This is a genomic window from Pseudoalteromonas sp. P1-16-1b, from assembly GCF_001401785.1.
Taxonomy (GTDB): domain Bacteria; phylum Pseudomonadota; class Gammaproteobacteria; order Enterobacterales; family Alteromonadaceae; genus Pseudoalteromonas; species Pseudoalteromonas undina.
This window is the reverse complement of sequence record NZ_LKGQ01000010.1, coordinates 63,203-85,134: the sequence shown is the minus strand read 5'-3', so window position 1 is coordinate 85,134 and position 21,932 is coordinate 63,203. Positions and strand designations below refer to the sequence as shown.

Below are 21,932 nucleotides of genomic sequence, written 5' to 3'. Positions count from 1 at the left end.
TAAAGCCCAAAGGCTTATTAAACTTGTGCCTTGTTACCATGATCCTCTAGCCATTGACGGCGATCTGATGAGCGCTTTTTAGCGAGTAGCATATCCATCATTTCCATTGTTTGCTGCTCTTCATCAAGAGTAAGCTGTACTAAACGACGAGTATTAGGGTCCATGGTTGTTTCACGCAATTGTAGCGGGTTCATTTCGCCCAAACCTTTAAAGCGTTGTACGTTTACTTTGCCACGTTTCTTTTCTGCTTCTATGCGCGCTAAGATACCGGTTTTTTCATCTTCATCCAGCGCGTAGTAAACATCTTTACCAATATCAATTCTAAATAACGGTGGCATAGCAACATACACATGGCCGGTTTTAACTAATTGTGGGAAATGGCGAACAAATAAGGCACACAGTAAGGTGGCAATATGCAGTCCATCGGAGTCAGCATCCGCTAATATACAAATTTTATTATAACGTAGTCCCGACATATCGGCTGAGTCTGGGTCTATACCTAGCGCAACTGAAATATCGTGCACTTCTTGAGAGGCCAAAATTTGCCCTGATTCTACTTCCCAAGTATTTAAAATTTTACCTCTTAACGGCATGATTGCTTGGAATTCACGATCTCGCGCTTGTTTAGCTGAGCCCCCTGCTGAGTCACCCTCTACTAAAAACAATTCTGTGCGGTCATTATCAGCAGCACTACAATCGGTCAGTTTGCCTGGTAATGCTGGGCCTGATGTAACTCGCTTACGTACTACTTTTTTAGCCGCACGTAAGCGACGCTGTGCATTTGAAATACATAGTTCAGAAAGTAGCTCTGCGGTGTCAGTATGCTCATTTAGCCATAAGCTAAAGGCATCTTTTACTACACCCGATACAAACGCAGCACATGAACGTGATGAAAGTTTTTCTTTGGTTTGCCCTGCAAATTGTGGGTCTTGCATTTTAACCGACAACACATAACTACAACGTTCCCAAATATCATCTGGGGTGAGCTTTACGCCACGTGGTAATAAATTTCTAAACTCACAAAATTCACGCATCGCCTCTAAAAGCCCTTGGCGCAGACCATTTACATGGGTGCCCCCTTGCGCGGTAGGAATTAAGTTTACATAACTTTCGGCTATCGACTCACCACCTTCAGGCATCCATACTACCGCCCAATCAGCGCCTTCAATAGAACTTGAAAACTCACCCACAAATGGGTCTTTAGGTAGTATTTCGTAACCTTTAACGGCTTCAATTAAGTAATCTTTTAAGCCTGTTTCATAAAACCACTCTTGGGTTTCTTTCGTTTGTTTATTTACAAACTTAATACGCAAACCTGGACATAAAACCGCTTTAGCTTTTAATAAGTGATTAAGCTTAGTCAAAGAAAAATTAGCAGAGTCAAAATAGCTGGTATCTGGCCAAAAACGTACCGTAGTACCAGTGTTGCGTTTACCCACTGAGCCAATAACATTTAAATCTTCAACTTTATCGCCATGCTCAAAAGCCATTCTAAATTGCTGCGCATCACGGCGAACCGTTACTTCCACGCGGGTAGATAGCGCATTAACAACCGAGATACCTACGCCATGCAAGCCACCAGAGAATTGATAGTTTTTGTTTGAAAACTTACCGCCGGCATGCAGCTTAGTAAATATTAACTCAACTCCTGGAATACCTTCTTCTGGGTGAATGTCAATTGGCATACCTCGGCCATCGTCACTCACCTCAAGCGAATTATCTTCATGTAAAATGACATCAATACGTGTTGCGTGCCCAGCCATTGCTTCATCAACACTGTTATCAATTACCTCTTGGCCTAAATGGTTTGGCCTTGTGGTATCTGTATACATGCCAGGGCGGCGTTTTACCGGCTCTAATCCATTAAGTACTTCAATGGCTTCGGCGTTATAATTTTGTTGAGTCATAGTTTTTATCTTTATATACGCTAATATCTGATTTTAAGAAAATCGACAATGCTTGAAAAAGCGCGTTCAAAGCCATTAAAGCTATGATCGCCGCCAAATTCAATTAACTGTTTACATTGTGAGTAATACTTTATTGCGTGCTGAAAATTTAACACTTCATCCCCTGTTTGCTGTAATAAATACAACAGCTCAGGGTGTTTTAACTCTGTCACCGTTAATGCTTTTAGCGCATCTATATGACGAGTTTTTAATTGGTAATTATAATCTTGATACGGATTATAATTAGGCCCAAGTATAGGCTCTAATAATGTATATGGGGCAACGGCAGGATTAATTACCACCGCAGGAATTTGATAACGCTGCGATAAATACGTGGCAAAAAAACCACCTAACGAGCTGCCCAATAATACGGTATTCGGTGTTAATAGTTGTTCAAGCGCTATAATAGCCTCTACAGGCTCATGATTTAAACGCGGCACACAATAATCAACATCATAGTGTGCCATAAGCTCACCAAAGCGCACAGCTTTATATGATTTTTCAGAGCTATTAAAACCGTGAATATAAATTACTCGTTTAACCATACCACGTCCGAGTGTATATGCACCTGTTGTTGCTCAGCATTTAAATACAGCATGCGATAAGCTGCCCCTTTATTTTCTTGCTGCCAAGTCGCACTGTGTTTACTAAATTGCACGCAGCTGGCTGGGGTAGCGTAAACATTGAGCCCTCTAAACTGCTGTTGATAGTCATTATGGACATGCCCATGAAACAACGCATCAACGCGACCATTATTAACTAATAAATTTAATAGTTGCGGCCCATTTTCTAGCATATGTTTATCTAGGTAGCCATTAATAGGTAATGGGTTGTGATGACAAAATGCAATGTGACGATTATTTGAATCAACTAAGCAAGCCATAATTTCATCTAAATGCGTGGCACTGACCCACCCTGCAGGCGTATTACCTTTAGAATTAATTAATATCAGCTCAATCCCTTGTGCCACTATGTGTTTAGCGTGTTGTATTTGCCCACCACTAATTAAATTAAGCTGTTCAATCTCATCATGGTTACCAGGCACCCAAAATACGGGGCAATCAACGTCACTATTATGAATAAGTTCTGCAAATAATAAATACGAATTAAAGCTGTGATCTTGCGTTAGGTCACCACCAAATATCAACGCATCAGGCTGCTGCTTTGCTATATCAGCCAATGCTTTAACAAAATGTTCAGCGGTATTAACGCCAAAGTATTCAGCATCTTTATCACTAAAAAGGTGGCAATCAGTTAGATGTGCAATTCGAAGCGTAGTTTGTTCAAAATAATAGATGTCATCAAACCAAGCCATTATTTACATCCCAATTAAGTGTTGATTGACCTCTTTCAACACACGCTACCAACCAGTCATACAAAAAAGCATTTAACTGATACTTTTCATCTTTTTGATGCATTTTTGGGTTAGGGTAACCATAAGAAGGCTTAATTCGTTGGTGGTAGTCATGATGAACAATTTCAGCCACCTTCGCATCATTGTACAAACGTACCGTTAAATACAGCGGTGCAATGCCAACGAGCATGCCATTTAACTGTTTAATAGAAACATCAAGTGTGTACTTAGCACTATCATCTATGTGAATTGCAAATTCACTGTGCCCTAATTTAATTTCTCTTACATTGCCAATCACTTGCTCATGAGGCAGTAGTTTTAAAAGGCGTACGTAATTGTGCTCACAAAGCGTTAAATACTTTGGAAGGCTTTGAATGTATCGATTAGTGGTTAAAAGTGCTGTCAAAATACCGCCATTACTATTAAAAATTAAAAACTATGCCCACTTTTTACGTATCTTATCGCGATTTAGCGCTAACCATTGCAAGCAAATTACGGTAGCAGCATTATCTATTTCACCACTATTAAGTCGCTGTAGTGCTTCGTCTACGTGCATAATATGGGTTTTAATATCTTCACCTTCGGTTTCTAACCCATAAATGCCAATACTCATTTGGCTTAAATCGGCGTGAGCTAAATATAAGAACAAACGCTCTGTAGTACCGCCGGGGCTTGAAAGGTAAGACAACATAAACTCAAGTTCTGTTAAATTAAGCCCCGCTTCTTCAAGCGCTTCTTTTTTAACAACCGCTTCGTAATCTTCACTGCCATCGGTCATACCCGCTATACATTCTAACAGCCAAGGCGTATGTTTGCTTTTAATTGCGCCAATTCGAATTTGTTCTATGAGCAATACTTGCTCAGTGACTGGATCATAAGGTAATACCGCGACCGCATCGCCACGCTCTAAAATTTCTCGACGAATAACCTCAGACTCTCCACCAGCAAACAGAGCATGCTGAAATTGATAAAGGTTTATTTTAAAAAAACCGCTATACAAATTTTCAATCGGTTTTAATCTCACATCATCATGGGTAAATTGAGTACGACTCTTATTCGCCATATTTTTTATTTCCTTTTTGGAAGCGCAGATACATCAACGCTTTGATTACCAGCCCTATTAAAACGCTAAATTGAGCGAATGAGGCGTGTTAGGTATATATTCTGTTACACTTGAGAACGTTGTTTTACTAATTTTTTTTTTTAGTTATTAAGTAAAACAGGTTAACATGCCTGTAGTACAAAAATTGTCTAAGGACCGAACATCACATGAAAAAGAACATCCTTGCAGCACTGGTTAGTTTATCATGCGCATTGGGCTCAACCGTAGCCAATGCTGAAGATTTACTTCAAGTTTTTGAAATCGCAACAGCCAACGATCCTACCGTTTTAAAAGCAAAAGCCCAAGCTGATGCTCAATCATACCAAAGCGATCGCGCTATGAGCGCACTATTACCGCAAATTGGCTTGACTATGAGTTACACAAAGTCTGACTCAACTTCCTTCAGACAATCTGAGGATTTATCTTCTCTTGATAAAATTAATGCTGAAAACGACGAGTTTTCTCGTGGTATTAGCTTAAGCCAAACGTTATTTGATTTAGGCGCATGGAATTCATTAGGTATAGCCGACAAACAAGCACTTCAAGCAAGCGGCCAATACGACTTTGCCAAGCAAAACCTAATTGTGCGTGTTGCTGAGGGCTATTTTAACGTACTTAGCGCTATTGATAACCTTGAATTTGTACAAGCTGAAAAACGTGCCATTGAGCGCCAACTTGAACAAACTAAACAGCGTTACGCTGTAGGTTTAACAGCTATTACCGATGTACATGAAGCACAAGCACAATTTGATAATTCAGTAGCGCAAGAGATCATTGCTAATAATGCGGTAGAAACAGCCCGTGAGCAGCTACGTGAGATCACTGGTAAGTACCACGCAAAGCTGGATATGTTAAACACCGAAACATTTTCTACTGTTAAGCCAAGTACGCCTGCAACTGATTTAGTTAAAATAGCTAAAGACAAAAACTTAAATCTGCAAGTATCAAAAATAACGGTTGATATAGCTAAAGAACAAATTGAACTCGCAAAAGCAGGTCATTACCCAAAACTAACGTTAAATGCTAGCTACGGCGACTCATTAACAGATAGTGAGTTAAATGGCGCTAGTTTTGACGACCAGCCTCGTTCTGATTCAACCTCTATTGGACTAAACTTTAGCGTACCACTTTACTCAGGTGGCGCAACGGTTGCTGCAACAGATCAAGCACGTGCATTTTACGTTGCTGCTAGCCAAGATTTTGAAACCGATTATCGTGCAGTCACTCGCTCTGTAATTACTTCTTACAATCAAGTGGTATCTGACATTGCAACATTTAAAGCGCTCGAACAAGCAGTTATCTCAGCTGAAAGTGCATTAAAAGCCACTGAAGCGGGTTTTGAGGTAGGTACACGTACTATCGTTGATGTACTAATTAGTACGCAAAACTTGTACGATGCAAAGCGTAATCTTGCCGATGTACGTTATCGTTATGTTGTATCAACGCTTCGCTTAAAACAAGCGACAGGAACATTGAGCCGTGAAGATTTAGTGGGTATTAACCAAGGTTTAAATACCGTTAACTAAGTAAACGACTTCATTATAAATAATCACTAAAGCCAGCTTTTTGCTGGCTTTTTGTATTTTTTAACACATAGCGTTAAACTAACGTTTTATTTTTAGAGAAAAATTTTTGTGGTCAACTCATCCCCTTTTAAAGCCTCTTTTTTAGGTCCTCGTTATTGGCTAACCTGGATTGGTGTTTTGTTTTTATATCTCATTTCTTGGTTACCGCAAAAACTACAATTAGCTATGGGTAAGCAGCTAGGACGCTTGGTTCATAAATATATGAAGCGTAGAAGACATATTGCTGAGGTTAATATTAAACGCTGTTTCCCCACAATGAGCGAAACCGAGCAACAACAGCTGGTACTTAAAAATATGGAAAATACCGGTATTGCGATGGTTGAAACCGGCATGGCTTGGTGGTGGCCACAGTGGCGGGTCAAAAAAGTATTGGGATCAATAAAAGGGCTTGAGCACTTTGAGCGCGTACAACAATCAGGAAAAGGCGTTTTATTACTTGTTCCACATATACTTCATCTTGAAATGACAAGTCGTGTAATGGGTTTGAAGTGCCAAGGTATTGGCTTTTACCGCCCGCATAACAATCCGCTTATGGAATACTTTACCACCAATGGACGTCTTCGCTCTAATGAATACATGGTTGGAAAAAAAGACGTAAAAGGATTATTAAAATCATTAAAAAATAAAAAACTGTGTTATTACTTACCCGATCAGGATTATGGCCGTAACCGCTGTGAGTTTGTGCCTTTTTACGCAGTACCCGATACAGCAACCACCACTGGTACACTAATGTTTGCAGGTAGTAAAAACTGCGAAACAATGAGCTTAATTGCTTATAGGGATAACAACGGAAAGTACCACTTAGAAATCGTGCCTGAGCTTGAAAACTTCCCAAGCGGCGATGATAAAGCCGATGTAACACGTGTTAATCAGCGCATGGAACAATCAATAAATGCCGCCCCTGAACAATATATGTGGTTGCATAGACGTTTTAAAACACGACCCGATAAAGACGCCCCCTCTTTCTATTAAAGATGGGTTATTAAAATAACAAAGATGAGTAACAGCCATGTGGTTTTGGATTAGATATATACTTTTAGCTTTATTGTTAATTGGTGCAGCCATTTACTTTCTACTAAATGGTTCGTCGTCACTCAATTATCAACAAACCACTAACGCTGCGGCTGAAGGGTTATCGCGGTTTTATGCATCAATCCGAGATAGAATTTCTGTCAATAAAGACAATGACAAATTTGTAATTGAACTCGAAAAACCCGATCTTAGCCTCGACAGAGCGCTAAACCAGCGTTCTTTTGTAGTAGAGCCTATGCCTTTAAATTGGAGTGGAGAAGTAGGCCCGCGTCGCTTCCAACGTGACTCAACCTTGCGTACCGTACTAACCCAATATGCTAATAACGAAGGTATTACTTTAATGTGGTACTTAGACAAAGATTACGTTGTTAAGGATCACTTTCGAATAGATAGCAGTTTTAACTCCGCTTTATACCGCGTTAGCCGCTCTATAAATGATGATTTTTCAAATGAAGTGTATGCGTTTTTCTGCCCTAAACAACGCGCAGCGGTTATTACCGAGCTACCGTCTGAATTTGTACGTACAAACTGTTTAAAGCTAAGTAATTAACTAGGGTCTGTTGACCTTTCAAGGTTGAATTTGCAGCAGTCTGTTTGGTATTTAGGCAAGGCAGAGCCTATGAAGTGTGGTTATTCCCCATAAATAGGCGATAACGTGGAATAAATGCCAAACAGGCGCTGCCCGAAGGGTCCTGCCTAGGGGCAATTAACTCTTTGTTGCTCGGTTCTTACTTAGCCCACTAGGTTACAAACCTCGCGCCGCGATTAAATTGCCCCTAGTTTGAACAAATATCAATCCGCAAAGTTCAACAGACCCTTGGCTTTATAGGCGCTCAATAATAATCGAGCGCCTATGTATTTATTCAATTTAATTCAAAAATAGCCTGCCATATCGACGTGACATTTTTAATATCTTCACTAAAATCTTCACGTTTTACGCAGCGACCCTGCTGATCTAAGCTCAACACATGATAGCGTGAGCGATAATCTATATAGGCTTTAATAAGTTGCTGTTTTTGTGTGTCTGTAATGCAACCAATTTTAGCTGCGTCCGTTAAAATTCTGACATTGTCAGAATAGTCGCATAAATGGGTAAATTCATGAGCGTACTTTAATACTAAATATTGGGTGATAAACTCAATATCGGTCATCGCCCCCACGTCTTGTTTTAAATCAAACTGCTGCTCGTTACCTTTAGCTAAATGACCACGCATTTTTTCGCGCATTTTAATCACGTCGGTTTTTAACAGCTCAACATCACGTTTTTGACACAATATCTCGGCGCGAATTTGTGCAAAACGCGTTACTAATTCAGTTTGGCCTAAAATCAGCCTCGCTCTGACTAAAGCTTGATGCTCCCACGTCCATGCTTGAGTTTGTTGGTAATGATTAAAACTCTCTAAGTTAATCGCTAATAACCCTGATGCCCCCTCTGGACGAAGTCGAGTATCTAATTCATATAAAATACCTGAAGCAGTACGAGTATTAAATAAATGCATTAAACGCTGTGCTAGCTTTAAATAAAATTGCCTTGAGTCAATTGCCTTGTCGCCGCTGGTATAGCTGGTACCGTCATGGTTATGCACAAAAACTAAATCGAGATCAGAGTCATAACCCACCTCAAAACCACCGGTTTTTCCATACGCAATAACGGCAAAGCCTTTATGTTCATCGTCGGTATTAGGTGGCATGCCAAAACGTTTAATACAATGATACCAAGCAATATTAACAGCCTGATCAACTATCGCTTCTGCAAGTGCAGTTAAGTGATCGCTTACTTTCATAACATCAATAACGCCAGTGGCATCTGCGGCAGCAATCCGTAACTGATGGGTTTGTTTAAACTGACGCAATGCTTCCATTTGTTGTTCAAGATCGTCATGTTCAATACGTAAAAAATACTGTCTTATTTCATCTTTGTACGCTGTTAATGGGGTCGGTTTATACAGCACTGCAGGGTCGATAAGTTCATCGAGTAGAATGGGATACAATGAAATATGCTCTCCAATCCACTTGCTATGGCAACAGAGCAAAACTAACTGCTTTAACGTTCCAGGGTTTTCATACAACAGCTCTAAATAAGCGGTGCGCGAAATAATTTTATTTAGTATTTGGCATACCGTTGTAAACGCACTGGCAGTAGCATTAAAGTCGTTTAATTGTTTTAGTAATGCAGGCATTAATTTATCAAGAATATCGCGTCCACGGTTGCCCACTTTGGCTTTAGATAGGCGCTGTTTGAAGTCATGTAATGGTGTTTGCCACTCTTCTCTTGGTTCATTCAAAAAGCTAACATCACCATGATCCCAAGTACTTATAAACGCGCCTTCACAAGTATCAAGTGGTTCAGTTTCTTCACCAATTACCTGAATAAACTCATTATGAATTTGCGCCATGATCTGTTCTATTTTTTCAATAGCTGAGTCAAAATTACCTTGCTTCAACAATACATTCAGCCGTTGCTGATTTAGCTCATCATCAGGCAGAGTTTGTGTTTGCTGATCATCAAAAATTTGTAGGTATTGCTCTACCCTACGTAAATAAAGGTAGTTATTTTTAAGCCCTCTGGCTTCATGCTCATCAATCACTTGGCTAACTGTTAGCTGCTCTAATGCAGTTAATAAAGATTGTGTTTGTAAATTTGCTTCTCTGCCGCCTCTGACCATTTGCAATGCTTGAACAATAAATTCAACTTCGCGAATGCCGCCACCGCCTAATTTAATGTTATTAGTTAAGCGCTTACGACGCACTTCTTGGGCAATCATGAGTTTCATTTTTCTAAGCGATTCAATCACAGAAAAATCAATGTAGCGGCGATAAACAAAAGGTCTCAGCAAAGTATTAAACTCCTGCCAATAACGACTAGGCGTGCCAATTAATCGCCCTTTTAACATCGCGTAGCGCTCCCAATCACGCCCTTGCTCTTGGTAATAGTCTTCAATGGCATTAAAGCTCATCACCAACGGACCACTTTCACCAAATGGGCGCAGACGCATATCAACCCGAAATACTTGGCCATCCACGGTGCATTGGTTCAGGGCTGTAATTAACTTTTGGGCCACTTTAGTATAAAAAACAGATGCTTCGAGCGAGCGACGACCGCCTTGGGTTTTAACGTTGCGGGGGTATGCAAAAATAAGGTCTATATCAGATGAGTAATTTAGCTCTTGCCCTCCTAACTTCCCCATGCCTAGTACCATTAATGGTAAAGCGTTTTTATCTTCATCTAATGGTTCACCATTAGTTTTAGCAACATTATTGTAGGCCCATTGATTAGCACTATCTATCAGTTTATTGGCAAGTTCACTAATGTATTTAATGCTATCCGCAATTGAGTTTTCACAACATAAGTCTAAAAAAGCGACTTTTAGCCAGTACTTTTCACGATATTGGCGCAGTAATTGATGACACTGCTGCTCTTCTACTTCATTTATATTAAGTGTTGCAAAGGGATCTGAAATTTCTCTGTTATTAATTTCAACTTCGCACAGCAACCAAGATAATAGCGAAGGTTGAGAGCTTAAACTACGCCAAGCAAAATCACTTAACGCTAATAAACGCACTATTTGCTGCTGGATTTGTTGTTCGGGATACAGCGCTGCAAAACGCGTTTCACCCAGTTTTTGTAATTCAATCGGAAGCTGCGTGTCGTTACTCATCAATACCCTCTTTTATCTCACCAATAACCATACTAGAATGGTTAAAAACCTATCAAGGTAAATCTATTTAGGAACACCATGTCATACTTGTCATTATCTAACACTAGTTTAGTTGCGATTGCTATTAGTTTTGTGGTTATTTGTATTATTATCATCAGTTTAAGAATTATTACTCAAATAAAAGCAAAACAAGCACTTAAAGAAGAATTAGCGCAACATGATAACTTTGCAATGGGAATTAGTTTTGCTTCTGAAATATCAGTCGTGATCGCCACGATGGCATTTTTGTTCGATGAAATTAGTATTAGCACCGCTCAATCAAATCCGCTGAAAGTCATTTTATTAATTGTGCTGTTATTTTCGTTTATAAAAATGGGACATTTAATCCACCGTAAATGGATTTTACGCCGCTTTAATGAAGAAGCAGCTATATTAAAACAAAACGTTTGTGCAGCGTTGGTTGATTCAGGCATGCTGATTGCCAACTGCATTTTAGTATTGGGTTTATATACGTGGACACACACTCAAGGCTTTAGTAATTTATTAATAGCCTCGGTAAGCTTTTTTGTTTTACAAGGCATGTTTGCCCTAGACAGTAAAATACGCGAAAACCGCTTTGCTAAAGCCAACCAAGGGGCCTCGTTGCAAAGTAACTTTGGTTTAGAAAACACCTCCATTGGTATTCGCTATGCGGGTAAATCAATAGGCTTAGCTCTTGCTGCGTATGCTGGTTTATCGAGTGCGGCGTTTCAAAACGGTAAAATGGTAGAGAACTTATTTACTTTGGTAATGCATTGCGGTGTGATGTGGCTGTTACTATACTGTTTAACGTATATTATAAAAATTATTTCAATGCCAAATATAGATACCGCACTTGAAGTCGATCATCAGGATAATATTGGCATTGCCTGTATTGAATTTGCTGTATTTTGTGCTATTGGTTATTTATTAATAAGTATGTTTTCAATTTAGTACCAAACTCATTAAATTTAGCCGTTGCTTAACGTCCCTATTTAATTGTTTGGTAAATTAACAGGGACTTTAGGCATATGGCAATTAAAACAGGAAGTTATCTATTAATCGATATAGATAACGAGTTCAGCCGAGCATTTGTAAAACATTACATAAATACTAATGATGCTGCTAAAAAGGACATCATAATAGCCGGTGCGAATACGCAAAAGCTGGTTAAAATGATGTTTGATGAACTCGTTAAAGATTATTGCTATTGCGATATTGAGAACGAAATCAGTATTTCAGAACTGGCCAGCTACCTTCACGAACACCACAATGTTCAAGGCGTATTATTCAACCAAACAGATTATTTGCTCGCTGATGATACACAGCGCTTTATTTATAATTCATTACATGAAAAACGCTATATTATTAGTCAAACCAATCATGGCTATGACATTAACCCCATAAATGAAGAGTGCCATTCAAATCATTTGTCCTGTGATACCGATATAGCCCAAACCGCACAAGAACTAACAGAGCTTGCAGTCCCTGAATATGAAAAATAAATAATTGCACCCAAGCCTTTGCTTACTTACCATAGAGGGATATAACTTCTATGTAAAAAAGTGATTTGCCATGCGAGTGCCTCATATTTATCAATCATCACCAATTGCCCTTAATACTCCTTTAAACCTTGACGATGATGCTGCAGGGCACATAGGCCGTGTGTTGCGCATGAAAGTGGGCGAGCAGGTTTCTATTTTTAATGGTGAAGGCGGAGAGTTTCTAAGTGAAATTATTGAGGTGAGTAAAAAGAGCGTGGTTGTTATGCCGCTTGAATTTAATCCTCATGACGTTGAATCACCATTAAAAATTCATTTAGGCCAGTGCGTATCCCGTGGTGACAAAATGGATTTTACCATTCAAAAGTCTGTTGAATTAGGGATCACTGAAATCACCCCTATTTTTAGCCAGCGCTGCGGCGTAAAACTAAGTGGCGACCGCTTAGAAAAAAAACACCAGCAATGGCAGAAAATAGCCATTGCCGCAGCAGAGCAATCTGGGCGCAACTTTGTGCCAAAAATACACTCACCTGTTGATTTAAAAACCTGGCTTGAACAGCAAACAGCTGCCATTAAATTAACTTTGCATCCTCGCGCCGAACACAGTATTAAAACCATTACCGTTCCCGATGACGGCGTGCGCTTTTTAGTAGGGCCTGAAGGCGGATTTACTGACGATGAAATAGCACAAACAAAGCAACAAGAATTTGTAGATATTCGCCTAGGCCCGCGAGTTCTTCGCACAGAAACAGCGGCGTTAACTGTTTTAAGCGCACTACAATTACAATTTGGTGATTTAGCTAATTGAAATAACTAAAAGCACCCACATATCAAGATTACAGTTGTAAAAAACACATAAACTAAGGCACAGCGCATGGCAATTAAGTTAGGTATTATTTCAGATCCTATTAGTGGATTTAATATTAAAAAAGACACCGGTTTTGCAATGATGATGCAAGCGCAAACCCGTGGCTACGAAATTTACTACATGGAAATGGATGATTTATCGCTGCGTCAAGGCAATGCCTACGCTACTGCAGCCAAAGCACAGGTTTTTGATAACGCAGAAAAGTGGTACCAACTTGAAGAAAAAACCACCATTGCACTGGCTGACTTAGACGTTATTTTAATGCGTAAAGATCCGCCTTTTGATACTGAATATATTTACGCAACCTATATTTTAGAACGTGCTGAGCAAGCGGGTACTTTAGTTATTAATAAGCCACAGAGCTTGCGTGACGCCAATGAAAAACTATTTACCGCTTGGTTTAGTGAGCATACACCTGATACGTTAGTTACGCGCAGCCAAAAGCAAATCCGTGAATTTTTAGCCGAGCACAAAGATATTATTTTAAAACCACTGGATGGTATGGGTGGTGCTTCTATTTTTAGAGTAAAAGCAGATGATGCCAATATTGGCGTAATATGCGAAACCTTAACTGAGCATGGCAGTCGCTTTGCGATGGCGCAAAATTACATTGAAGAGATCACTCAAGGTGACAAGCGCGTATTGGTTGTTGATGGTGAAGTTATTCCTTATTGTTTAGCGCGTATCCCACAAAACGGCGAAACGCGCGGTAACTTAGCCGCTGGCGGACGTGGTGAAGCACGCCCAATTAGTGAGTCAGATCTTAAAATTGCTCAAGCAGTTGCCCCTACATTGAAAGAAAAAGGCTTAATATTTGTTGGCTTAGATATCATTGGCGATAAGTTAACTGAAATTAACGTAACAGCACCAACCTGTGTTAAAGAAATTGAGGCCGCTTACGAGATTTCTATTACCGGTATTTTATTTGATGCTATAGAGAGAAAGCTTAGTAAATAATATTAAAGCCATAACAAAATTTAAGCAGTAGCGTTTCTATAGTCGCCGCTTAAAGTTGAATAAATTTTTAGTGTTAAAACATGGGACTATGCCATACTCAAGATTCAATAACTAAAAGGGTAAAAATTATGCAGTCATTAGAAAATCATTTTTTAATCGCAATGCCATCAATGCAAGACCCTTTTTTTAAACGTGCGGTCACTTATATTTGTGAACACAATGAAGAAGGCGCTATGGGACTTGTTATCAATCAGCCGATTGATGTCACCGTAGGTGAGTTACTCGACAAAATTGATATTGATAACGATAAGTCGCAACATGCCGCGCAAGTGACAGTGTATGCTGGCGGGCCGGTAAAAACGGATCGTGGCTTTGTGCTACATTCACCAAAACCTGGGTACTCGGCAAGCCAAAAATTGAGCAGTGATATTATGATCACTACCTCAAAAGATGTATTAGCCACATTAACTACCGCTCAAGCACCCGAGCAATTTATAATTACCTTAGGTTACTCAGGTTGGGAGCAAGGCCAGTTAGAACAAGAGCTACTTGATAATAGCTGGCTGATTATAAAAGCCGACCCCAAAATAATTTTTGATACCCCAGTGGAAAAGCGCTGGGAAATGGCAGTCTCTATGCTTGGTTTTGATGTTAGCCAATTAAGCCCCGAAGCTGGACATGCCTAATAATATAAAAGACAAACATGACTAAAAAAACTGTAAAAGCGCAAGGTGAGCGCACCGTAATGGGATTTGATTTTGGTACTAAGAGCATTGGTATTGCAATTGGTCAAGAATTGACAGGCAGCGCCACCAGCCTAAAGGCGGTGAAAGCTCAAGATGGCATCCCTAATTGGGATGACATTGCTGTACAGGTAAAAGAGTGGCAACCTGACTTAATGGTGGTTGGCTTACCGCTTAATATGGATGGCACCTCACAAGAGGTTACCTTTAAAGCCAAAAAGTTCGCCAATCGTTTGCATAATCATTACGGTATAGCGGTTCATACTCAAGATGAGCGCTTAACTACCGCTGATGCTAAAGCACGGTTGTTTGAACGTGGTGGTTATAAAAACTTAGGTAAAGGCAACGTAGATAATATGTCTGCGGTGATTATTCTAGAGAGCTTTTTTGAAGCCAGTTATGGCGAATAAATTGATTTAACAAAAAAAGCGCCTAAGGCGTTTTTTTTACGTGTGGATTTTGACTAGGGTCTGTTAGTCTTTACGGATTAAAACTCGTTCAAACTAGGGGCAATTTAATCGCGGCGCGAGGTTTGTAACCTAGTGGGTTCGATAATTGCTCCTACGTTATTCTACTGGCTTACATCCATGTAGGCAGCAACGAGTTAATTGTCCTTAGGTAATATTACCTTTATCATCAAGGCCATCAATGGTTACACCTTGCAAAAAGCCTGCCCCCTGCTGCTCGTTATTACGTAGTTTTATCATTAAACGTAAATCATTTGGCGAGTCTGCATGATGAAGTGCATCGGCATAGTTAATCCGTTGCTGTCTGTAAAGCTCAAACAGCGCTTGGTCAAAGGTCTGCATGCCCATTTCAGTTGATTTGGCCATAGTTTCTTTAATACCACCAATGTTACCGTTTTTAATCAGCTCACTCACCATTGGCGTATTCAATAATACCTCTATAGCAGCAGCACGTCCCTCACCATCAGAGGTAGGGATAAGCTGCTGGGCAATAATAGCGCGTAAGTTTAATGCTAAATCATATTTAAGCTTATCGTGCTTCTCTTTTGGCACTAAGTGCATAATACGATCAATAGCTTGGTTAGCATTGTTAGCATGTAAGGTGGCAACACATAAATGACCTGTTTCTGCAAAGCTTAACGCATACTCCATAGTTTCTTGCGATCGAATTTCACCAATCAAAATAACATCTGGCGCTTGGCGTAAAGAGCTTTTTAGTGCTGACTCAAAGCTTTCTGTATCTAAGCCCACTTCACGTTGGGTAATAATACTTTTTTGGTGCTCATGCACAAATTCAATTGGATCTTCTATGGTTAGAATATGCCCGCGCTGATGGCGATTTCTATAACCAACCAGTGCTGCCAGTGATGTTGATTTACCGGTTCCCGTACCACCTACAAATAATACAAGTCCGCGCTTTGACATAATCACATCAGTAAGTACTGAGGGCAATCCCAGCTCTTTTACATCAGGTATTTGGGTCACAATCCGGCGAATAACCATCCCCGCTCTGTCACGTTGCCAAAAAGCCGAAATACGAAAGCGCCCTTCGCTGGTTGCAATTGCAAAGTTACACTCTTTGGTGCTATGAAACTCTGCTTTTTGCTTTTCACTCATCGCTGATTCAACTAATTCCAGCGCTTGCTCATCGGTTAGTTTGTCATCATTAAGAGGTATCAGCTCGCCATTAATTTTAGCGCTAATAGGCAGCTGGCTTGATACAAATAGATCAGAGCCTTTTTTGTCGATCATTATTTGTAAAAAGTGATTTAGAGATAAAGTCATAATAATTCCTTAAGCGCTAAACTGCGTCTTATCTTGTGCTTTTGTATACGCCGCTGAGTGAGTGATAATGCCTCTGTTAACAAGGTTTGTTAAACATTGATCCATGGTTTGCATGCCCTGCGACGCACCGGTTTGAATCGATGAGTACATTTGAGCAATTTTATCTTCACGAATTAAGTTACGAATAGCAGGCGTTGCCAACATGATTTCGTGTGCAGCCACTCGCCCTCCACCGACCTTCTTGATCAGTGTTTGTGAGATAACCGCACGAAGTGATTCAGAAAGCATAGAGCGGATCATGTCTTTTTCTTCACCAGGGAATACATCAATAATACGGTCAATAGTTTTAGGTGCCGACGTGGTATGCAAAGTGCCAAATACTAAGTGACCAGTTTCAGCAGCAGTCATAGCAAGGCGAATAGTTTCTAGATCTCGTAACTCACCTACCAAAATAACATCAGGGTCTTCACGCAATGCACTTCGCAGCGCATTAGAAAAACTATGTGTATCGCGGTGAACTTCACGCTGGTTAATTAAGCTGAGTTTATTATCGTGCACAAATTCGATAGGATCTTCAATGGTCAGTACATGGTGATGTTTATTTTGATTTATATAGTCCACCATGGCTGCGAGTGTAGTCGATTTACCTGAGCCTGTGGGGCCGGTAACTAAAACTAAGCCTCGTGGGTTATCTGAAATTTGTTTGAATATTTCCGGCGCGCCCAAATCTTCAAGTGTCAATACATCACTCGGGATAGTACGAAACACGGCAGCAGGACCACGATTAGAGTTAAAGGCATTTACACGAAAACGTGCTAAATTAGGGACTTCAAAAGAAAAATCCACTTCGAGATTTTGTTCATAGTCCTTACGCTGGTTATCGTTCATAATGTCATAAACCAGACTGCTGACTTCTTTATCTCCAAGTGCTGGTATATTAATTCGTCGCACATCACCATCAACACGTATCATAGGTGACACCCCTGATGATAAGTGCAAATCTGATGCTTTATGTTGCACACTAAATGCCAATAATTCGGTGATATCCATTTATGACTCCACAACTAACTGATAAATATATGGTTACAATAGCAGAACGACTCACATCCGCCTACGCTAGAATTGCAGAGGCAGCGCAAAATGCACAGCGCAATAGTAACGACATTACGTTACTTGCAGTATCTAAAACCAAACCCGTCTCTGATATTATGGCAGCATATGAACAAGGGCAACGCCAATTTGGTGAATCTTATGTTCAAGAAGCTGTAGATAAAATAGCGCAACTAGCAACATTTAGCGATATTGTTTGGCATTTCATTGGCCCTATACAGTCAAATAAAAGCGCTTTGGTGGCTGCTAATTTTGACTGGGTACAAAGTGTTGATAGGCTCAAAATAGCAAAACGCTTAAACGCTCAGCGCCCACAGGAAATGCCCGCTCTTAATATACTGATACAAGTTAATATTAGCGCAGAAGACGCGAAATCCGGCTGTGCCGTAGAGGAAATAGACCAACTAGCACAATTTATAAGTCAGTGTTCACAGTTAAAATTACGCGGACTAATGGCTATTCCTGCAAAAAGTGACAATGCTAACACGCAAATTCAATATTTTGAGCAATTACAAACTTGCTTTGATAAACTACAGACCCAATATCCTCATATAGATACGTTGTCGATGGGGATGAGTAACGATGTAGAGTCTGCCATAGCGGCAGGTTCAACCATGGTGAGGATCGGCACAGATATTTTTGGAACACGAACTTAAAAGGTGATAACAGACATATGTCAGATAAAAAAATCGCATTTATAGGCACAGGTAATATGAGCTACGCCATCATTGGTGGCATGGTAAAAAACGGCTTTAACGCAAATAATATTATTGCAACTAACCGCAACCAAGAAAAACTAGCCAAGGTAGCATCCGACTTTAAGGTGCAAACCACCAGTGACAATAACGAAGCTATGCGCGATGCAGATGTCATTGTTCTGTCTGTTAAACCACAAATGATGGGCGACTTGTGCCAATCATTTCAAGATTCAGGCATCGACTTTAGTGATAAATTATTTATCTCAGTCGCTGCAGGCTTAACCGTTAAACGCTTACGTGAAATGCTTGGCCAAGATGTGAAAATGGTGCGTTGTATGCCAAATACACCGTCGTTACTTGGTCGTGGTGTATCGGGCTTGTATGGCGCTGGCGAAACGCAAAGCGAACATGAATTTGTACAACAAGTTTTTGAATGTACAGGTATAGTTGTGTGGGTAGAGCAAGAATCGCAAATTAACGATGTCATTGCTGTGACAGGCTCATCGCCAGCTTACTTTTTCTTATTTATGGAAGCGATTGAAGAAAAAGCGAAAGCACTTGGCTTTAATGATGAAGACGCGCGTCGCTTAGTACAGCAAACAGCGCTAGGCGCAGCTGAAATGGCACTTAGCCAACCAGATATTAGCATTTCGCAACTGCGCGCCAATGTAACCTCAAAAGGCGGTACCACGCATGCAGCTGTTGAGCATTTAAAAGCGCAAGGTTTAACCCAAACTGTGGGTGATGCAATGGATGCGTGTATTGCGCGTGCAGTGCAAATGGAACAAGAACTTTAAAACCATTTTTTATTGAAGGTTATACTATGAATGCCATGCAATTTTTAATTAGCACCTTGTTTGATCTGTTTTTAATGGTGGTACTACTGCGTTTTTGGCTACAGTGGGCAAAAGCCGACTTTTACAACCCGATGAGCCAATTTGTGGTCAAAGCCACTTCGTTTGCAGTTAACCCGCTGCGAAAAATCATTCCAGGGCTAGGCGGGCTTGATTTAGCCTCTTTGTTGCTGGCATTTATAGTGGCTGCGGCAAAAATAAGTACATTAATGTGGCTTATTTATAGCTCTTGGGCTATTCAACCTGTGCTTATACAGGCGCTAATAACTGTTTTAAAAGAAGGTTTAAATTTAGTCTTTTGGGTGTTAATCATCCGCGCTATTTTAAGCTGGGTAAGCCAAGGCTATAACCCAATTGAAGCGGTATTCCATCAGCTTACTGAGCCAATGTTAAAGCCAATCCGTAAAATCTTACCGCCACTAGGAGGCTTAGACTTATCGGTATTGGTACTGATCATCGGCATTCAGTTTTTACAAATGCTGCTAATGGACCTTTTAGCTTAAGCACAACGTAATATAAAAGAGGCCTAGCGCCTCTTTTTTACATACTCAGGAGTTAACCATGCAACGTTTAATAAAGTTTTGTTTTATTGCTTGTCTCGCTTTAGCATTTAATGCACACAGCGCTCAAGAACAAGGCGCCCAATACAAAGAACTAGGCCCTTGGCAAGTTCATTACATAGCCTTTCCATCAACGTTTATTCAACCGCAAATAGCTAAAGCCTATGACCTTGAGCGTAGTGGCTATAAAGGTATTGTTAATATTTCAATATTAAAAAATAATGCAGATAAAGCCGCTCAAAAAGCGACATTACAAGGTATCGCTAAAAACTTATTAGGTAACAAGCAAACCCTTAACTTTAAAGAAGTCGTTGAAGGCGATTCAATTTATTACCTAGCACAAGTAGATTACACCAACGAAGAGATTTTACGTTTTGAAATTGAAATCCAACAAGGTAATCAGTTTCAAACATTAAAGTTTAAGCAAAAATTTTACGTAGATTAAATATGACCAACACCTTAGTTCTTGCAACCGGCAACCCCGGAAAAGTGAATGAGCTGGCTAACATGCTCAGCTCACTTAATATTAATGTTGTACCGCAAAGCGACTTTAATGTCAGTGACGTAGACGAAACAGGCACCACGTTTGTAGAAAACGCGATAATTAAAGCGCGTCATGCGGCTAAAATTACCGGACTGCCTGCTATTGCAGATGATTCAGGCTTAGAAGTTGATGGCCTGAATGGCGCACCCGGTGTTTACTCTGCTCGTTTTGCAGGAAATAGAGCAAGCGATCAAGATAATATCGATAAATTACTGGCTGATTTAGGCAACAACCCTAATCGCAGCGCTCGCTTTTGGTGTGTGTTGGTACTAATGCGTCATGCCGACGACCCTACTCCACTTATTTGCAGTGCTAGCTGGGAGGGCGAAATTACCCTTAGCCAACACGGTAAAGGTGGCTTTGGTTACGATCCTATCTTTTTTGTACCATCAGAAAATTGTACCAGTGCAGAGCTTACAAAAGAGCAGAAGAATGCACTAAGTCACCGTGGGCAAGCACTTAATAAATTACTACAAGAGTTACAACACAAAGGCGGCCTGTGAACCTTCCTCCACTGAGTTTATATGTGCACGTGCCTTGGTGCGTGCAAAAATGTCCTTACTGCGACTTTAATAGCCACGGGCAAAAAGGTGACATCCCTGAAGCTGAATATGTACAGCACTTAATTGACGATTTAAAAGCTGATTTACACTTAGTACAAGGGCGAAAAATTCACAGTATTTTTATTGGCGGCGGCACGCCAAGCCTATTAACCGGCGCGGCATATACCCGTTTACTCAATGAAATAGATAACCTAATTGGTTTAAGCGATAACTGTGAAATAACTCTTGAAGCAAACCCGGGCACAGTCGAAACTGGCCGTTTTAAAGATTATGTAAAAGCAGGGATTAACCGTATCTCTATTGGCGTGCAAAGCATGCAAAATGATAAGTTAAAAGCCTTAGGCCGAATTCATGGTGCCGATGAGGCCTGTTATGCAGCACAACAAGCTAGTGAAGCAGGGTTGAATAGCTTTAACCTTGATTTAATGCATGGCTTACCAGGGCAATCCCTCGATGACGCACTAAGTGATTTAAAACAAATCATTGCCCTCAACCCTCCACATATTTCTTGGTATCAGCTCACCATTGAGCCTAATACGCAATTTGCTTCAAAACCGCCCACGTTGCCACAAGATGAAACCTTATGGGATATTCAAGAACAAGGCCAAGCATTATTAGCACAAGCAGGCTATCAGCAATACGAAATATCAGGATATGCAAAACCGGGCTTTCAATGCCAACATAACTTGAATTATTGGCGGTTTGGCGATTATCTTGGTATTGGCTGTGGCGCCCATGGTAAGGTTACTGATGCGAAAACAGGGGTGATAACACGCACTGAAAAGGTTAAACACCCACGGGGCTACATGGACATTATTAAGCCCTACTTGTACAAAAGCTGGCAAGTAGAACAAGACGACTTAGCGTTTGAATTTTTTATGAATCGCTTTCGTTTAATAGAGCCATGCCCGATTGAAGACTACAGTGCACTGACTAATCAGCCATTACAAAGCCAACAAGCGGCTTTGAATAAAGCCATTAACACAGGTTTATTAATAGAAAAAGACGGCCATTGGCAAGTAAGCCTTAGAGGCCATCGCTTTTTAAATGACCTGCTAGAATTGTTTGTATAACGCTTTTGGCGT

Annotated in this window: 23 protein-coding genes; 15 read left to right on the top strand and 8 right to left on the bottom strand. The window is 40.3% G+C overall.

Going from position 1 to position 21,932, the window contains the following annotated elements:
- Positions 1 to 17: 17 nt before the first annotated feature.
- From parE to AN392_RS09210, 5 genes are read right to left on the bottom strand one after another with little or no spacing between them, the layout of a single operon-like run.
- Positions 18 to 1,907, bottom strand: coding sequence for a DNA topoisomerase IV subunit B (gene parE, locus AN392_RS09230; protein WP_010391564.1), 1,890 nt, complete (start codon positions 1,905 to 1,907; stop codon positions 18 to 20).
- Between the two features lie 20 nt (positions 1,908 to 1,927).
- Positions 1,928 to 2,491, bottom strand: coding sequence for a YqiA/YcfP family alpha/beta fold hydrolase (locus AN392_RS09225; protein WP_055012531.1), 564 nt, complete (start codon positions 2,489 to 2,491; stop codon positions 1,928 to 1,930).
- Positions 2,476 to 3,261 (bottom strand): metallophosphoesterase, encoded by a 786-nt coding sequence (locus AN392_RS09220; RefSeq protein WP_055012530.1) that lies wholly within the window; start codon positions 3,259 to 3,261, stop codon positions 2,476 to 2,478. The genes AN392_RS09225 and AN392_RS09220 overlap by 16 nt, the downstream gene beginning before the upstream one ends.
- Positions 3,248 to 3,706 carry a DUF1249 domain-containing protein gene (locus AN392_RS09215; protein WP_055012529.1) on the bottom strand — a complete coding sequence of 153 codons (459 nt, stop codon included), beginning with the start codon at positions 3,704 to 3,706 and terminating at the stop codon, positions 3,248 to 3,250. Before AN392_RS09215 ends, AN392_RS09220 begins: the two co-directional genes overlap by 14 nt.
- Positions 3,707 to 3,736: 30 nt before the next feature.
- On the bottom strand, positions 3,737 to 4,363 hold the full coding sequence (locus AN392_RS09210; RefSeq protein WP_055012528.1) for an NUDIX domain-containing protein: 627 nt from the start codon (positions 4,361 to 4,363) through the stop codon (positions 3,737 to 3,739).
- Between the two features lie 206 nt (positions 4,364 to 4,569).
- Here AN392_RS09210 and tolC point away from each other — a divergent pair, with 206 nt between their 5' ends.
- The 3 genes from tolC (at position 4,570) to AN392_RS09195 (ending at position 7,570) form a co-directional block, all read left to right on the top strand.
- Positions 4,570 to 5,928, top strand: a complete 1,359-nt coding sequence (tolC, locus tag AN392_RS09205) for an outer membrane channel protein TolC (RefSeq protein WP_055012527.1) — start codon at positions 4,570 to 4,572, stop codon at positions 5,926 to 5,928.
- A 108-nt stretch (positions 5,929 to 6,036) separates the two neighbouring features.
- On the top strand, positions 6,037 to 6,960 hold the full coding sequence (lpxL, locus tag AN392_RS09200; RefSeq protein WP_054201907.1) for an LpxL/LpxP family Kdo(2)-lipid IV(A) lauroyl/palmitoleoyl acyltransferase: 924 nt from the start codon (positions 6,037 to 6,039) through the stop codon (positions 6,958 to 6,960).
- A gap of 37 nt (positions 6,961 to 6,997) precedes the next feature.
- Positions 6,998 to 7,570, top strand: a complete 573-nt coding sequence (locus tag AN392_RS09195) for a toxin co-regulated pilus biosynthesis Q family protein (RefSeq protein WP_010391576.1) — start codon at positions 6,998 to 7,000, stop codon at positions 7,568 to 7,570.
- Positions 7,571 to 7,883: 313 nt separating this feature from the next.
- Here the strand turns inward: AN392_RS09195 and glnE are convergent, their stop codons facing one another.
- Complete coding sequence (gene glnE / locus AN392_RS09190) at positions 7,884 to 10,679, bottom strand: bifunctional [glutamate--ammonia ligase]-adenylyl-L-tyrosine phosphorylase/[glutamate--ammonia-ligase] adenylyltransferase (protein WP_055012526.1); 2,796 nt, start codon at positions 10,677 to 10,679, stop codon at positions 7,884 to 7,886.
- 78 nt (positions 10,680 to 10,757) lie between these two features.
- On the opposite strand from glnE, the gene AN392_RS09185 reads away from it, so the two are divergent.
- The 6 genes from AN392_RS09185 to ruvX all read left to right on the top strand — a co-directional run bounded on the left by AN392_RS09185 (position 10,758) and on the right by ruvX (position 15,177).
- The gene (locus tag AN392_RS09185) at positions 10,758 to 11,651 is read left to right on the top strand and encodes a hypothetical protein (protein WP_010391581.1); all 894 of its coding nucleotides are present in this window, start codon (positions 10,758 to 10,760) and stop codon (positions 11,649 to 11,651) included.
- Positions 11,652 to 11,728: 77 nt separating this feature from the next.
- Positions 11,729 to 12,202 (top strand): hypothetical protein, encoded by a 474-nt coding sequence (locus AN392_RS09180; RefSeq protein WP_010391582.1) that lies wholly within the window; start codon positions 11,729 to 11,731, stop codon positions 12,200 to 12,202.
- A gap of 70 nt (positions 12,203 to 12,272) precedes the next feature.
- Positions 12,273 to 13,007 carry a 16S rRNA (uracil(1498)-N(3))-methyltransferase gene (gene rsmE, locus AN392_RS09175; RefSeq protein WP_055012525.1) on the top strand — a complete coding sequence of 245 codons (735 nt, stop codon included), beginning with the start codon at positions 12,273 to 12,275 and terminating at the stop codon, positions 13,005 to 13,007.
- Positions 13,008 to 13,073: 66 nt separating this feature from the next.
- On the top strand, positions 13,074 to 14,024 hold the full coding sequence (gene gshB, locus AN392_RS09170) for a glutathione synthase (RefSeq protein WP_010391584.1): 951 nt from the start codon (positions 13,074 to 13,076) through the stop codon (positions 14,022 to 14,024).
- Between the two features lie 128 nt (positions 14,025 to 14,152).
- A complete protein-coding gene (locus AN392_RS09165; protein WP_010391585.1) occupies positions 14,153 to 14,710 on the top strand; it encodes a YqgE/AlgH family protein in 558 nt (185 codons plus the stop codon).
- Positions 14,711 to 14,727: 17 nt separating this feature from the next.
- The gene (ruvX, locus tag AN392_RS09160) at positions 14,728 to 15,177 is read left to right on the top strand and encodes a Holliday junction resolvase RuvX (protein WP_010391588.1); all 450 of its coding nucleotides are present in this window, start codon (positions 14,728 to 14,730) and stop codon (positions 15,175 to 15,177) included.
- Positions 15,178 to 15,381: 204 nt separating this feature from the next.
- On the opposite strand, the gene AN392_RS09155 is transcribed toward ruvX, so the two are convergent.
- Positions 15,382 to 16,518 (bottom strand): PilT/PilU family type 4a pilus ATPase, encoded by a 1,137-nt coding sequence (locus tag AN392_RS09155; protein ID WP_054201910.1) that lies wholly within the window; start codon positions 16,516 to 16,518, stop codon positions 15,382 to 15,384.
- 9 nt (positions 16,519 to 16,527) lie between these two features.
- Positions 16,528 to 17,568 (bottom strand): type IV pilus twitching motility protein PilT, encoded by a 1,041-nt coding sequence (locus AN392_RS09150; protein WP_010391590.1) that lies wholly within the window; start codon positions 17,566 to 17,568, stop codon positions 16,528 to 16,530.
- Positions 17,569 to 17,570: 2 nt separating this feature from the next.
- Here AN392_RS09150 and AN392_RS09145 point away from each other — a divergent pair, with 2 nt between their 5' ends.
- The 6 genes from AN392_RS09145 to hemW are packed head-to-tail and all read left to right on the top strand — an operon-like array spanning position 17,571 to position 21,920.
- Entirely contained in the window at positions 17,571 to 18,284 is a 714-nt protein-coding gene (locus AN392_RS09145) for a YggS family pyridoxal phosphate-dependent enzyme (protein ID WP_055012524.1), read from the top strand.
- Positions 18,285 to 18,301: 17 nt separating this feature from the next.
- On the top strand, positions 18,302 to 19,123 hold the full coding sequence (proC, locus tag AN392_RS09140; RefSeq protein WP_010391593.1) for a pyrroline-5-carboxylate reductase: 822 nt from the start codon (positions 18,302 to 18,304) through the stop codon (positions 19,121 to 19,123).
- A 26-nt stretch (positions 19,124 to 19,149) separates the two neighbouring features.
- Positions 19,150 to 19,683 carry a YggT family protein gene (locus tag AN392_RS09135; protein WP_008113334.1) on the top strand — a complete coding sequence of 178 codons (534 nt, stop codon included), beginning with the start codon at positions 19,150 to 19,152 and terminating at the stop codon, positions 19,681 to 19,683.
- A 58-nt stretch (positions 19,684 to 19,741) separates the two neighbouring features.
- Positions 19,742 to 20,185: a DUF4426 domain-containing protein gene (locus tag AN392_RS09130; protein WP_055012523.1), complete on the top strand. Its 444-nt coding sequence runs from the start codon at positions 19,742 to 19,744 to the stop codon at positions 20,183 to 20,185.
- A gap of 2 nt (positions 20,186 to 20,187) precedes the next feature.
- Positions 20,188 to 20,787, top strand: a complete 600-nt coding sequence (locus AN392_RS09125) for an XTP/dITP diphosphatase (RefSeq protein ID WP_055012522.1) — start codon at positions 20,188 to 20,190, stop codon at positions 20,785 to 20,787.
- Positions 20,784 to 21,920, top strand: a complete 1,137-nt coding sequence (hemW, locus tag AN392_RS09120) for a radical SAM family heme chaperone HemW (RefSeq protein WP_055012521.1) — start codon at positions 20,784 to 20,786, stop codon at positions 21,918 to 21,920. Before AN392_RS09125 ends, hemW begins: the two co-directional genes overlap by 4 nt.
- Positions 21,921 to 21,932 lie beyond the last annotated feature (12 nt).